This window comes from Pantoea sp. CTOTU46764 (genome assembly GCF_031974595.1).
GTDB classification, from domain to species: Bacteria; Pseudomonadota; Gammaproteobacteria; order Enterobacterales; family Enterobacteriaceae; genus Pantoea; species Pantoea trifolii.
Genome location: NZ_DALYOQ010000044.1, coordinates 1 through 13,560 on the forward strand (window position 1 = coordinate 1; position 13,560 = coordinate 13,560).

Genomic DNA, 13,560 nt, shown 5'->3' on the forward strand with positions numbered 1-13,560 from the left:
TGTCGTTTGCCGGTGGCGTGGGTTCTGTAGCGGGCGTGGTGACCGGTGTCATCATTTTTACCGTCATCAACTACGGCTTGACCTACATCGGCGTCAACCCTTACTGGCAGTACATCATCAAGGGCGGCATCATCATCTTCGCTGTGGCGCTGGATTCACTGAAGTACGCACGTAAAAAATAATTGGTTTCCCCTCACCCCAACCCTCTCCCGCTTGCGGGAGAGGGAGCAGACCGAGTTCTAACTTAAAACCTGCACTAAACGGTTCCCTCTCCCGCTGGCGGGAGAGGGCTAGGGTGAGGGAACAAACATCACTTCTGCAGTTTCTCTTCCAACTCTAAAAGCTGCTCTGGCGTCACCGCCGGATAACTCTGCGCATCTTCCGGCACTTCATGCACCGCAGGAATCGGCACTAGCGGGCCGAGGAAACGCGGCTCGCGCTTCATCAAATACAAATCCGCCAGCGCACCCAAACGTGCACCCACTTCACGGAAACGCACCGACAACATGTTTTTCGGCGATGGCACCGCATAACACTGCGCCTGAATCCCCAGATGCTGCGCGATGTACAGCGCGCGTTCGCAGTGGAAGCGCTGGGTAATGATGATGAAATCGTTGGTATCGAACACTTTGCGCGTGCGCACAATCGAATCCAGCGTGCGGAAGCCGGCGTAATCCAGCACGATGTCCGACGGCGCGACGCCCGCTTTAATCAAATCACGGCGCATGGTCATCGGTTCGTTATAGCTTTGCTGCGCATTGTCACCGCTCAGCAGCAGGTAATTCACCTTGCCGCTGTTATAGGCGTTCAACGCGCCCTGAATGCGATAGAGGTAATACTGATTGATGACGCCGGTGCGGTAATACTTGGCCGTGCCCAAGACCACGCCGACCTGACGATGCGGCAGCGAGGTGACATCTTCGTAAATAAAGGGCGCGGTTTTCCAGCTGATCCAGCGATCCAAGCCGAGCGCGGTCGCCACCATCAGTAAGATGATGAAAAACAGACCAAAGAAAACGCGTTTAATCATGCGCGCGGGCACTCGGTTGGCAGAATTCAGAATGGATAAAGGCTACTTGAGGCGGGCGGGGGAAGCAAGTAAACGCCAGTTGGCTGACGTTTTTTTAAACGTTGCCGGATCTAAATGATCCGGCAACGAATTTATCAGATCGAAGTACGGCGATAGTTACGATACTGCGGCAGCCAGAAGTTGTTGCTGACGGCTTTCGACAGCACATCTTCCGAGGTCACCACCGCCACACCAGCCAGCTGCGCGGCTTTGCCCACTTCAATGGCAATCAGCTTGGACACGCCTTGTATATCTTTGATCTCCGGCAGAACCGGACCTTCGCCGTCATTGACCAGCGGCGAACAGTCGGCCAGTGCGCGGCTGGCGGTCATCAGCATTGAATCCGTCACGCGGCTGGCGCCCGCAGCGATCACACCCAAACCAATACCAGGGAAGATATAGGAGTTGTTGCACTGGGCGATTGGATAGGTTTTCCCTTTCCAGGTGACCGGCGAGAACGGGCTGCCGGTGGCAACCAGCGCGGCACCGTCGGTCCAGGCGATGATGTCGGCTGGTGTTGCTTCCACGCGTGACGTTGGGTTCGACAGCGGCATAACGATCGGACGCTTGGTGTGCTTGTGCATCTCGCGGATGATCTCTTCGGTGAACAGGCCAGGTTGACCTGATACGCCGATCAGAATATCCGGCTTGGCGTTGCGCACCACGTCGAGCAGAGAAATTGAATCGCTATCGGTATCCCAATCTTTCAGGCTCTCGCTCTTCTGCACCAGCTTGCTCTGGAAATTGAGTAGGTTCGGCAGTTTGTCGGTCAGCAGACCGAAGCGATCGACCATCATCACGCGGCCACGCGCTTCATCATCGCTCAAACCTTCCGACTTCATCTGCGCGATGATTTGCTCGGCGATACCACAACCGGCAGAACCGGCACCGAGGAACACCACTTTCTGCTCGCACAGGCGGCTGCCCGCAGCGCGGCTGGCGGCGATCAGCGTGCCGACGGTCACTGCGGCGGTGCCCTGAATATCGTCGTTGAAGCAGCAGATCTCATCGCGATAGCGCTCCAGCAGCGGCATGGCGTTTTTCTGCGCGAAGTCTTCGAACTGCAACAGCACGTTCGGCCAGCGACGGTTGACTGCCTGGATGAACTCGTTAACAAACTCTTCGTACTCTTCGCCAGTGATACGCGGATGACGCCAGCCCATATAGAGCGGATCGTTCAGCAGCTGTTGGTTGTTGGTGCCGACATCCAGTACCACCGGCAAGGTGTAAGCCGGGCTGATGCCGCCACACGCGGTATACAGCGACAGCTTACCGATTGGGATGCCCATGCCGCCGATACCTAAATCGCCGAGGCCAAGAATACGTTCGCCATCAGTCACCACGATCACTTTTACATTCTGCTTAGTGGCGTTCTGCAGCATGTCTTCAATGCGGTCGCGGTTGTTATAAGAGATGAACACGCCGCGCGCGCGACGGTAGATTTCAGAGAAGTGTTCACAGGCGGCGCCGACCGTTGGGGTGTAGATAATCGGCATCATCTCTTCCAGATGATTGTCGAGCAGCCGGTAGAACAGGGTTTCGTTGGTGTCCTGGATATTGCGCAGATAGACATGCTTGTCGTTGTTGTTTTTGAAATCCAGGAACTGGCGCCAGGCACGTTCTGCCTGCTCTTCGATGGTTTCTACCGCTTCCGGTAGCAGGCCGTTGAGGTTAAATTCGTTACGTTCTTCGAGGGTGAAGGCGCTGCCTTTATTCAACAGCGGAAATTCCAGCAGGATCGGACCCGCATAAGGAATATACAGCGGGCGTTTACTTTCGTAGTCGAGTTCCATGCAGTGCTTGCTCCGGTTGCAGTGTTTTCTGACGTATCGCCGGGAAAAGGTCACGCCAGTCCATCTTGAAATGAAGAGGTTCTGGCGCCCGATCCTATGAAAATTCCTGCAGATGTACAGCTTTTGTTAACAGAAGGTCACAAAAGCGGTAAAAGGATCACTAAACTGATGTTTTCGAAACTAAAGTAAGTGAGAAATCCTCACATCCCAACGCCTTAAGCGTCGCGCGAGTCGCATCCAACTGACTCAGCGTGCTCTCCTGACATTCTGCCAAAACGGCTTGCTGAATAGTCTCCAGCGCTTCGTTGCTCATGTTCATCAAAATCAGTGCGGCCTGCAGCGGCGGCAAGCTTGGGTTGAAGGCGGCGTTTTCCGCATAGCGACCGGTAAAGACCTGGCCGCTCAGGCTGCGCAGCGCCACGCCGCTGTAACTCTGGCTATAAGGCGCGTGACTGTGATTGGCGGCGGTAATAGCAGCCTGTTGCAACGCATCACCTTGAACGGCAAAACCATGATCGATCGGCGTCAGCAGACGTTCAGTGATGTTGAGATCGGCTGGACCAAACGCATCCGGCAAATAGTCGCCCAGCGTGCTAACCGCGCGTCCAGGCAGGCTGATGCGAATCGCCGTGCCGCTGTTCAGCTCGTTCATAAACTGACGGCAATGTCCGCACGGCGTGTAGTTGACGGTAATCGCCGCCAGTTTCTCTTCACCGCGCAGCCAGGCATGCGTAATGGCACTTTGCTCGGCGTGCACCGTCTGCTGCAGCGGCGTGTGCAGGAACTCCATGTTGGCGCCGAAATACCAGTGGCCGCTGACGCCGCGCGAGATCGCACCGACATTAAAATTTGATACGGTTGCCACCGCGCAGCTCGCCGCCAGCGGCAGCAGTTCCAGCGCCAGCGCATCATCATCCAGACCGGTAAGCTGTTTCAGTTGCGCGACATCCTGCGGACGCAATACGCCGTGAAAATCCGGCGCATCGAGCAGCGGCTGAATTGCAGCTTGCAGCGCAGTGGGCAGGGCAGAAAAAGCAGTAAGGAATCGTGAATGCATGATGTGATGGCCTCAGTTACGCGTTAGCGGCGATGCGCCGCCAGAGGTTTTATATGTGATCCAAGTCGCTCTGACAATGCAAGCTGATTGGGTTGTTTCAACTTTGCGAGATCTCTCGCAAGTTTCAGCCCCACCAATGCATTAATAGCGGAAAAAGGAAGGGTGCCAGTAACGAAGTGATGATGCCGCAAATCACCAAAGCTAGTGAGCTGAAGGCACCTTCCTGATAATCAATCTCGGCGGCGCGCGCGGTGCCTAATGCGTGCGAAGCGTTTCCAATCGCCAATCCGCGCGAAGATTTGTTTTTCACCTTAAACAGATTAAGCAGCATATGACCAAACACCGCACCCAGCACACCGGCGATCAGCACGCAAATAGCGCTGATGGCGGGAATACCGTGCAGCGAGGCGGAGACCGCCATCGCAATCGGCGTGGTAACGGATTTCGGCATAATGGTGGCGGCGATTTCCGGCGTTGCGCCCATCCACAGCGCAATCGCGGTGCCTGACACCATCGCCGTGATGCTGCCGATGAAACAGACGCTGATGATGGTTTTCCAGCGCGCGCGAATCTGATGCATCTGCTCATACAGCGGCAACGCCAGCGCGACAACCGCCGGTTGCAGCAACTGATTGAGCAGGCTGCTGCCGGCAAAATAGCGCGTGTAAGGCAGATTGGTGAGCAGCAGAATCGGAATGACAATCGCCATCGCCACCAGCAATGGATTGACGATGGAGATATTGATTTTCGCCGCCAGTTTGCGCGCCAGAAAATAGGCGATTACGGTCAGTGGCAGCGACCACCATGCGTCAATCATTCGGCTTCTCCTGCGGGCGCTGCAAACGTTCTGCACTTAGACCGACAATCAGCAGCACCATAAAAGTACTGACAATGCACGACACCACAATCGGCCCAAACTGCGCGGTGAGGATATCGGTATAGCTCATTACGCCGACGCTAATCGGCACAAACAGCAGCGCCATATAGCGAATCAGTAAATGGCATCCGGGTTTCACCCACTCAACCGGCATGATTTGCAGCGCCAGCAACAGAAACAGCAGCAGCATGCCGATGATGCTGCCGGGAATGGTTATCGGGAGCAGGGCAGAAATCCCCATTCCGGCGTAAAGCGCCGCATAAATGATGGCGAAGGCGCGCACACAGCGCCAACAAGCAGAGAGAACGGCAGGCATGTCAGGCTCCTGTTTTCGTAGCGCTTTATCATACGCATTAAGCGATTAGCGTGCTAGCGATCACATTGGAATGCAGATTCCAGCTTTTTCATCGCGATCTTTTATTCCTTTAAACATGACGTAGGGTAAGCCGATAGCGTGAAAGTGAGGGCGATGATGAAAGCGATTACGCGTCAGCGACAACTGCGTCAGGCGATGCCAGAAGCAGAGCATATATTATGGCGTTTTTTGCGTAACCGGAATTTATGCGGCGTGAAGTTTCGGCGTCAGCATCCGATTGGATGTTATGTCGTGGATTTCGCCTGTATTGAAAGGCTGCTGATCGTTGAGCTGGATGGCGGACAACATAATGAAGATGAAGCGAAAATTTATGATCAACGAAGAACGGAATATTTACAGCGCGGTGGCTGGAGAGTGATTAGATTCTGGAATCATCAGGTTTTCGAAGAGTTTGATGCGGTGATGGAGGAGATATATCGGCAGTTGTTGCTGCCTGGGCCCTCACCCTAGCCCTCTCCCGCAAGCGGGCGAGGGAATGATTAGGTGGAGCAGGTTTGCAAAAAGTAGAATTAAGATTAAATGACCGCACTGAGCGGTTCCCTCTCCCGCAAGCGGGCGAGGGAATGATTAAGTGGAGCAGGTTTACAAAAAGTAGAATGAAGATTAAATGACCGCACTGAGCGGTTCCCTCTCCCGCACGCGGGAGAGGGCTAGGGTGAGGGCAAAAATCCCTTACTTAACCGGCATACCCGGCACTGCACCGCTATCGACGGAGAGCACAAACAGGTCTTTGCCGCCTGGACCCGCTGACAGCACCATGCCTTCTGAAATGCCGAAGCGCATTTTACGCGGCGCGAGGTTAGCCACGATGATGGTCATCTTGCCGACCAGCACGGAAGGATCCGGATAGGCTGCGCGAATGCCTGAGAAAATCTGACGCTTCTCGCCACCCAAATCCAGCTCCAGACGCAGCAGCTTATCGGAACCGTCTACCAGCTCCGCTTTCTCGATCAGCGCCACGCGCATATCGACCTTGGCGAAATCATCGATGGTGATGGTGTCGCCAATCGGCGCATCGGCCAGCGGACCGGTTGCTGCAGGTTTGTTCGCCGCCGCCGCGTCTTCTTTCGAAGCCTCAACCAGCGCGTCAACTTTGGTCATCTCGATACGACCATACAGCGCTTTGAACGGTGCCACTTCATGATCCAGCAGCGGTTGGGCAATCGCATCCCAGCTCAGTTCGCTCTGCAGGAAGGCTTCGGTGCGTTCGGTCAGTGATGGCAGCACCGGCTTCAGCCAGGTCATCAAAACGCGGAACAGGTTGATACCCATTGAGCAGATCGCTTGCAGGTCGGCATCGCGGCCTTCTTGCTTCGCCACCACCCAAGGTGCCTGCTCATCGACATAGCGGTTCGCCAGATCGGCCAGCGCCATGATTTCACGGATCGCGCGGTTGTATTCGCGGCTGGCCCAGGCTTCGCCAATCTTCTCAGAGGCATCAACAAAGGTCTGATACAGTGCCGGATCGGCCAGTTCGCTCGCCAGCTTGCCGCCAAAGCGTTTGGTCAGGAAGCCCGCATTACGCGACGCCAGGTTCACCACTTTGTTCACCACGTCCGCATTCACGCGCTGCACGAAATCTTCCAGATTCAGGTCGATATCGTCGATGCGCGAAGAGAGCTTGGCCGCGTAGTAATAACGCAGGCTGTCGGCATCCAGATGCTGCAACCAGGTGCTGGCTTTAATAAAGGTACCGCGCGATTTGGACATCTTCGCGCCGTTCACCGTCACATAACCGTGTACGAACAGGTTGGTTGGCTTGCGGAAGTTGCTGCCTTCCAGCATCGCCGGCCAGAACAGGCTATGGAAATAGACGATGTCTTTACCGATGAAGTGATACAACTCGGTGGTGGAATCTTTCTTCCAGAACTCGTCGAAATCGAGATCGCCGCGCTTGTCGCACAGGTTTTTGAACGAACCCATGTAACCGATTGGCGCATCCAGCCAGACGTAGAAGTATTTGCCCGGCGCGCCAGGAATTTCAAAGCCGAAGTAAGGTGCATCGCGGGAGATATCCCACTGCTGCAAGCCCGACTCAAACCACTCCTGCATCTTGTTCGCCACCTGCTCTTGCAGCGCGCCAGAGCGCGTCCACGCCTGCAGCATCGCGCTGAAAGAAGGGAGATCAAAGAAGAAGTGCTCGGAATCACGCAGCACCGGCGTCGCGCCTGAAACCACCGATTTCGGGTCGATCAGCTCGGTCGGGCTATAGGTCGCGCTGCACACTTCGCAGTTATCGCCATACTGATCCGGTGACTTACATTTCGGGCAGGTGCCTTTCACGAAACGGTCCGGCAGGAACATGCCTTTCTCAGGGTCGTACAGCTGCGAGATGGTGCGGTTCTTAATGAAACCGTTCTCTTTCAGACGACCATAAATCAGTTCGGACAGCTGGCGGTTTTCGTCGCCGTGCGTCGAGTGATAGTTGTCATAGCTGATGTTGAAGCCAGCGAAATCGGTCTCGTGCTCCTGCTTCATCTCCGCGATCATCTGCTCCGGCGCGATGCCCAGCTGCTGCGCTTTCAGCATAATTGGCGTGCCGTGGGCGTCGTCTGCACAGATGAAGTGAACCTGGTTGCCACGCATTCGCTGGTAACGGACCCAAATGTCAGCCTGAATGTGTTCAAGCATGTGACCGAGATGGATTGAACCGTTTGCGTACGGCAGTGCGCACGTTACCAGAATTTTTTTAGCGACTTGAGTCATTTTTGCGTAGCGTTCCGTTGAAGAAAAATCGGTGTTAGATGTTAACCGAAGCACCCTCTGGCGTAAACACAGCAGCACATCCCCATCACTTTTAGCGCCTATCTGATACTATTGAACAGACACCGCCGCAATCTGGCGTGAAGAATAAACAAGGAGAGGGGATGACTTCACAATCCCAGCAACATCATTCACCTGAAGCGCTGCGAGCATTGGTTATCGGCGTGCTAAGTGACTTTGAACATCCGACGCTGCAACACAACCTGACCACGCTGAAAGCGCTGCGCCACGTCGCGCTGCTGGATGACAAGCTGCATATCGAACTGATGATGCCGTTCGCGTGGGCCAGCGCCTTTGAAGAGCTGAAAGCGCAAACCAGCGCCGAGCTGCTGCGCCTGACCGATGCCAGCGCCATTGACTGGCGGCTGCGTCATGACATCGCCACGCTGAAGCGGGTGAAAAATCATCCGGGCGCGACCGGTGTGAAGAACATCATCGCCGTCAGTTCAGGCAAAGGTGGCGTGGGTAAATCCAGCACCGCGGTGAATATGGCGCTGGCGCTGATCGCCGAAGGGGCGCGCGTGGGGATTCTCGATGCGGATATTTACGGCCCGTCGATTCCGAACATGCTCGGTACCGAAAATCAGCGTCCAACCTCGCCGGATGGCACGCATATGGCGCCGATCATGGCGCACGGACTGGCAACCAATTCGATTGGTTACCTGGTCACCGACGACAATGCCATGGTGTGGCGTGGCCCGATGGCGAGCAAAGCCCTGATGCAACTGCTTAATGAAACCATGTGGCCGGATCTGGATTATCTGATTCTCGATATGCCGCCAGGCACCGGTGATATTCAGCTGACGCTGGCGCAAAACGTGCCGGTGACCGGCGCGTTAGTGGTCACCACGCCGCAGGACATCGCGTTGATTGATGCGCGTAAAGGGATGGTGATGTTCGAGAAAGTCAGCGTGCCGGTGTTGGGCGTGGTCGAGAATATGAGCATGCACATCTGCAGCCAATGCGGACATCACGAACCGATTTTCGGTACCGGCGGTGCGCAGAAGCTGGTGGAAGATTACAACACGCGTTTGCTGGCACAACTGCCGCTGCACATTACGCTGCGTGAAGATTTGGATGATGGCGAACCCACCGTGGTGCGCCGTCCGGAGAGTGATTTCACCGCGCTCTACCGCCAGCTGGCGGGGCGTGTGGCGGCTCAGCTCTATTGGCAGGGAGACATTATCCCTGGCGATATCGCCTTCCGCGCCGTTTAACCCCGTCCATTTCCGCTGGCGCGTGTCGCCAGCGGAAAATGCATCAGCACATATTTTCCCTGCTCGCTCTCGCCAACCGCTTCACGCCGCCAGCCGTGTTTGAGATAGAAATCCATTGCCGCCTGATTCTGTTGCAGGCATTTCAATGCGCCAGTCGAGCTAAATCGCGACTGCACTTTTTCTAACAACGCGCTGCCCACACCTTTTCCCTGTGCGTTTGGATCGACGTACAGACTATGCAGGAAGTTGTCATTATCCAGCACCGCCGCAAACCCCACGCGATGTCCGTCCAGCTCAGCGACCAGCACGGTTTCGCCCAAAATCACAGCATCGAAATCTTCTAACTGCCAATCTTCGCCATCCAGCCACGTCCAGTTATGGCGTCGCGCGGCAAGATAGAGCGTGCGCAGAAAAGGCCGATCGGTTTCCTCAAATAAACGTATATCCACTTAAGCACTCCATTCGCACGATTATTTGACGCTTTTGCCAGGTCTCCATAAATGGTGACCCTACGAAAATGACTCTGCTCTCCGTAGGGTCGCCATTTATGGTGACCTGTTCGTATTCCTAAAAATAGCAGCAGCGAGACGAAAAGATAAAGCCTGTTTAATCAGCGCTTTTTCTGTGTAGAATGCCCGCGCGAGCCGCATGAAATCAGGTGTCGGCGCTTTGATAGCTTTTGGTTATCTAATTGATAACGTCTGCATATTAGAAGTTGGCCCGAAAATTCTGTAGCCTGCATCACATCTTTTAACGGAGGTCACCATGTCCATCATTAATACCAAGATCAAACCATTTAAAAACGCAGCGTTCAAAAACGGCGAATTCATCGAAGTCACCGAGAAAGACGTTGAAGGTAAATGGAGTGTTTTCTTCTTCTACCCGGCTGACTTCACCTTCGTATGCCCAACCGAACTGGGTGACGTTGCAGACCATCACGAAGAGTTCCAGAAACTGGGTGTAGATATCTACTCTGTTTCTACTGACACGCACTTTACCCACAAAGCCTGGCACGGTTCTTCAGACACCATCGCGAAAATCAAATACGCGATGATAGGCGACCCAACTGGCGCGCTGACCCGTAACTTCGAAATCATGCGCGAAGACGAAGGTCTGGCAGATCGCGGTACCTTCATCGTTGACCCGGAAGGCATCATCCAGGCGATCGAAATCACTGCCGAAGGCATTGGCCGTGACGCATCTGACCTGATCCGTAAAGTGAAAGCAGCACAGTACGTTGCTTCTCACCCAGGTGAAGTTTGCCCGGCAAAATGGAAAGAAGGCGAAGCCACTCTGGCTCCATCACTGGACCTGGTTGGCAAAATCTAAGTTAGCTACCATTCGATCTTTCTCAATCGGGTGCTACGGCACCCGATTTTCATGACAGGAACTCACTATGCTCGACACCAATTTAAAAACCCAACTCAAGGCTTACCTTGAGAAACTAACGAAACCGGTTGAGTTGATTGCCACATTGGATGATGGCGCCAAATCCGCAGAGATTCGCTCTCTGTTGGCTGATATCGCGGGCTTGTCAGACAAAGTCAGCTTCCGTGAAGAGAACGATCGTCCGGTTCGTAAACCCTCTTTCCTGATCACTAACCCAGGCAGCCACAGCGGTCCGCGCTTTGCCGGTTCGCCCATGGGCCACGAATTTACTTCACTGGTTTTAGCCTTGCTGCAAACCGGTGGACACCCTTCGAAAGAAGCGCAGAGCCTGCTTGATCAGGTTGTGGCTTTGGAAGGCGACTTCCACTTCGAAACTTATTATTCACTGTCGTGCCACAACTGTCCTGACGTGGTACAGGCGCTGAACCTGATGGCGGTACTGAACCCGCGCATTAGCCATACCGCGATTGATGGCGGTATGTTCCAGAACGAAATTACCGAACGCAACGTGATGGGCGTGCCGGCAGTGTTCCTTAACGGCAAAGAGTTCGGTCAGGGCCGTCTGAGCCTGGCGGAAATCGTCGGTAAAGTGGACACCAATGCAGAGAAGCGTGCGGCGGAAGAGCTGAACAAGCGTGATGCCTACGAAGTGCTGATCGTCGGCAGCGGCCCGGCGGGCGCGGCTGCGGCCATCTACTCTGCACGTAAAGGCATCCGTACTGGCCTGATGGGCGAGCGTTTTGGTGGTCAGGTGCTGGACACCGTAGACATCGAAAACTACATCTCGGTACCGAAAACCGAAGGCGCGAAGCTGGCCGGTTCTCTGCGTGCTCACGTTGATGATTATGACGTCGATGTGATTGATACCCAGAGCGCCATCAAGCTGATTCCGGCGGCGAAAGAGGGCGGTCTGCACGCGATTGAAACCGCCTCTGGCGCGGTACTGAAATCACGCAGCATCATCATTGCCACCGGCGCACGCTGGCGCAATATGGGCGTACCGGGCGAAGAGCAGTATCGCACCAAGGGCGTAACCTACTGCCCGCACTGCGACGGCCCGCTGTTTAAAGGCAAACGCACCGCAGTAATCGGCGGCGGTAACTCCGGCGTGGAAGCGGCTATCGATTTGGCCGGTATTGTTGAGCACGTGACGCTGCTGGAATTCGCCAGCGAAATGCGCGCCGACAAAGTGCTGCAGGACAAACTGCGCAGCCTGAAAAACGTTGATGTGATTCTGAACGCACAGACCACTGAAGTGAAAGGCGACGGCAGCAAAGTCACTAGCCTGACCTATATCGACCGTAACAACCAGACCAGCCACGAAATCGCGCTGAGCGGCATCTTCGTGCAGATTGGTTTGCTGCCGAACACCACCTTCCTTGAAGGTGCGGTAGAGCGCAACAAAATGGGCGAAATTATCATTGATGCCAAGTGCGAAACCAGCCTGAAAGGCGTATTCGCCGCAGGCGACTGCACCACTGTGCCGTATAAGCAGATCATCATCGCCAGCGGTGAAGGCGCGAAAGCCTCACTCAGCGCCTTTGATTATCTGATTCGCACCAAACCGGCTGAATAAATTTTGCGATAGCCACGCAATAGCCCCGCAACCTGTGTTGCGGGGCTTTTTTTTATCTACATTTCCATGCGAGTTCAACGCGGCTACACTGCGAATTGGTGACGATGGGCAGGGGAAGCGTGGATGAACAGGCTGTTATTAATATTGCTGTTAATGGTGAATGTGGCGCAGGCGCAGCGCATTGATCTGTCTCCACAGCTGCAGGCGTGGATTCAGGCGCACCCCAACATCACCTACACCGTTGCCGATCGTTGGCCGCAGGATTATCGCGAAAACGGTAAACCGGTGGGACTAAGCCGCACCATTCTTGATGAAATCAGCGAACGCACCGGACTACATTTCACCTACGTTGCACCTGAAGAGGCGCTCCTCAACCCGCCGATGCTTAACGCGGCTGTCAGTGCGGAGCTGATCTCCCCGCAGGACAAACAGCGCTGGCTGTTTAGTCAATCCTGGATGCAAACCATGCCCATGTTAGTGGGCCGCAAAGAGACGGTGGATATCCGTGGCATTGAACGATTAGACGGCAAGCGGCTCGGGATTGCGCAATCCTCAGAGTATGAACCCTGGATCAGGAAGCACTATCCAGCGATTCAGCTAGTCGATTTTCCCAGCGTTAGCGAAGCGCTGCGCGCCGTTGACGAACGCCAGGTTGATGCAGTGATAGGATCCGGCTTGATCATTCTGCCGATATTACAGCGCTTCTACGCAGGTGATTTAGCGGTGACGGGTCAGGTACCCGAAATGGCCAGCGGCATCAATATGGCTATCGATCCGGCTTATCCCGAGTTGCGCGACATCATCAATGCGGCCTTTATCACCATCAATGGTGTCGATGCACAAAACATCTTCAAGCGCTGGGTGGGTATTGTCGATTTGGGCACGCCGTCAATTGGCGTGATTGTTGAGCACTATCGTTATCAGCTTATCGCCTTTGCCACGCTGCTGGTGCTGCTGCTATTGGCGCTGAGTAGTGCGATAAAAGCCCGTCGTCGAGCACAGGCAAGCGAAAAAAGTAAGTCCGAATTTCTGGCGATTATGAGCCATGAAATCCGCACGCCAATGAACGCCATCATTGCGTCGTTAGAGCTTCTGCAACAGCCTGCGACAGCGAAAAAGCAACAGGAGTATCAGGCACTGGCGCTCTCTTCATCGCAGGATCTGCTGGAATTACTCAATAACGTGCTGGATCACAGCAAGCTCAGTCAGCAGCAGATTCCGTTGCAGATTGCGCCATGTGAAATCAGCAGCTTACTGGCGGCAATCTGTGATAGCCAGCGGCCTTCAGCCGAGCAAAAAGGTGTGACACTGGTGCTGGAACTGCAGCCCGTGTTCGAAGCATTATGGCTGGATGTGGACGCGCATCGTCTGCGCCAAATTGTGAATAACTTGTTGTCGAATGCGGTGAAGTTCACCGATAGCGGGGCAATTACCCTCTAAGCC

Annotated in this window: 12 protein-coding genes and 1 pseudogene; 6 read left to right on the forward strand and 7 right to left on the reverse strand. The window is 54.7% G+C overall.

The window, feature by feature from the left end; genetic code table 11:
* Positions 1-182 (forward strand): annotated as a pseudogene (mglC, locus tag RTM06_RS14800) (beta-methylgalactoside transporter permease); the annotation flags it as partial.
* 128 nt (positions 183-310) lie between these two features.
* Here the strand turns inward: mglC and sanA are convergent.
* The 5 genes from sanA to RTM06_RS14825 all read right to left on the reverse strand — a co-directional run bounded on the left by sanA (position 311) and on the right by RTM06_RS14825 (position 5,112).
* Complete coding sequence (sanA, locus tag RTM06_RS14805; RefSeq protein WP_008104952.1) at positions 311-1,030, reverse strand: outer membrane permeability protein SanA; 720 nt, start codon at positions 1,028-1,030, stop codon at positions 311-313.
* Positions 1,031-1,164: 134 nt separating this feature from the next.
* The gene (locus RTM06_RS14810) at positions 1,165-2,862 is read right to left on the reverse strand and encodes an NAD-dependent malic enzyme (RefSeq protein WP_256696905.1); all 1,698 of its coding nucleotides are present in this window, start codon (positions 2,860-2,862) and stop codon (positions 1,165-1,167) included.
* A 160-nt stretch (positions 2,863-3,022) separates the two neighbouring features.
* Positions 3,023-3,919, reverse strand: coding sequence for a cytidine deaminase (cdd, locus tag RTM06_RS14815; RefSeq protein WP_312183161.1), 897 nt, complete (start codon positions 3,917-3,919; stop codon positions 3,023-3,025).
* Positions 3,920-4,043: 124 nt separating this feature from the next.
* Positions 4,044-4,736, reverse strand: a complete 693-nt coding sequence (locus RTM06_RS14820; RefSeq protein ID WP_008104945.1) for a CidB/LrgB family autolysis modulator — start codon at positions 4,734-4,736, stop codon at positions 4,044-4,046.
* Positions 4,729-5,112, reverse strand: coding sequence for a CidA/LrgA family protein (locus tag RTM06_RS14825; protein ID WP_312183164.1), 384 nt, complete (start codon positions 5,110-5,112; stop codon positions 4,729-4,731). Before RTM06_RS14825 ends, RTM06_RS14820 begins: the two co-directional genes overlap by 8 nt.
* Before the next feature lie 153 nt (positions 5,113-5,265).
* Between RTM06_RS14825 and RTM06_RS14830 the strand changes: the two genes are divergently transcribed.
* Positions 5,266-5,622 (forward strand): endonuclease domain-containing protein, encoded by a 357-nt coding sequence (locus tag RTM06_RS14830; RefSeq protein WP_312183166.1) that lies wholly within the window; start codon positions 5,266-5,268, stop codon positions 5,620-5,622.
* A 222-nt stretch (positions 5,623-5,844) separates the two neighbouring features.
* Here the strand turns inward: RTM06_RS14830 and metG are convergent, their stop codons facing one another.
* On the reverse strand, positions 5,845-7,878 hold the full coding sequence (metG, locus tag RTM06_RS14835) for a methionine--tRNA ligase (protein WP_312183169.1): 2,034 nt from the start codon (positions 7,876-7,878) through the stop codon (positions 5,845-5,847).
* Positions 7,879-8,039: 161 nt separating this feature from the next.
* On the opposite strand from metG, the gene apbC reads away from it, so the two are divergent.
* Positions 8,040-9,152: an iron-sulfur cluster carrier protein ApbC gene (gene apbC / locus RTM06_RS14840; protein ID WP_312183172.1), complete on the forward strand. Its 1,113-nt coding sequence runs from the start codon at positions 8,040-8,042 to the stop codon at positions 9,150-9,152.
* On the opposite strand, the gene RTM06_RS14845 is transcribed toward apbC, so the two are convergent.
* Entirely contained in the window at positions 9,149-9,601 is a 453-nt protein-coding gene (locus RTM06_RS14845; RefSeq protein ID WP_312183175.1) for a GNAT family N-acetyltransferase, read from the reverse strand. The two genes, apbC and RTM06_RS14845, sit on opposite strands and share 4 nt — an antisense overlap.
* A gap of 316 nt (positions 9,602-9,917) precedes the next feature.
* Here RTM06_RS14845 and ahpC point away from each other — a divergent pair, with 316 nt between their 5' ends.
* The 3 genes from ahpC (at position 9,918) to RTM06_RS14860 (ending at position 13,557) form a co-directional block, all read left to right on the forward strand.
* Entirely contained in the window at positions 9,918-10,481 is a 564-nt protein-coding gene (ahpC, locus tag RTM06_RS14850; protein ID WP_007889514.1) for an alkyl hydroperoxide reductase subunit C, read from the forward strand.
* A gap of 67 nt (positions 10,482-10,548) precedes the next feature.
* Complete coding sequence (ahpF, locus tag RTM06_RS14855) at positions 10,549-12,117, forward strand: alkyl hydroperoxide reductase subunit F (protein WP_008104932.1); 1,569 nt, start codon at positions 10,549-10,551, stop codon at positions 12,115-12,117.
* Positions 12,118-12,240: 123 nt separating this feature from the next.
* Positions 12,241-13,557, forward strand: a complete 1,317-nt coding sequence (locus RTM06_RS14860; RefSeq protein WP_312183179.1) for a histidine kinase dimerization/phospho-acceptor domain-containing protein — start codon at positions 12,241-12,243, stop codon at positions 13,555-13,557.
* Positions 13,558-13,560: the final 3 nt, after the last annotated feature.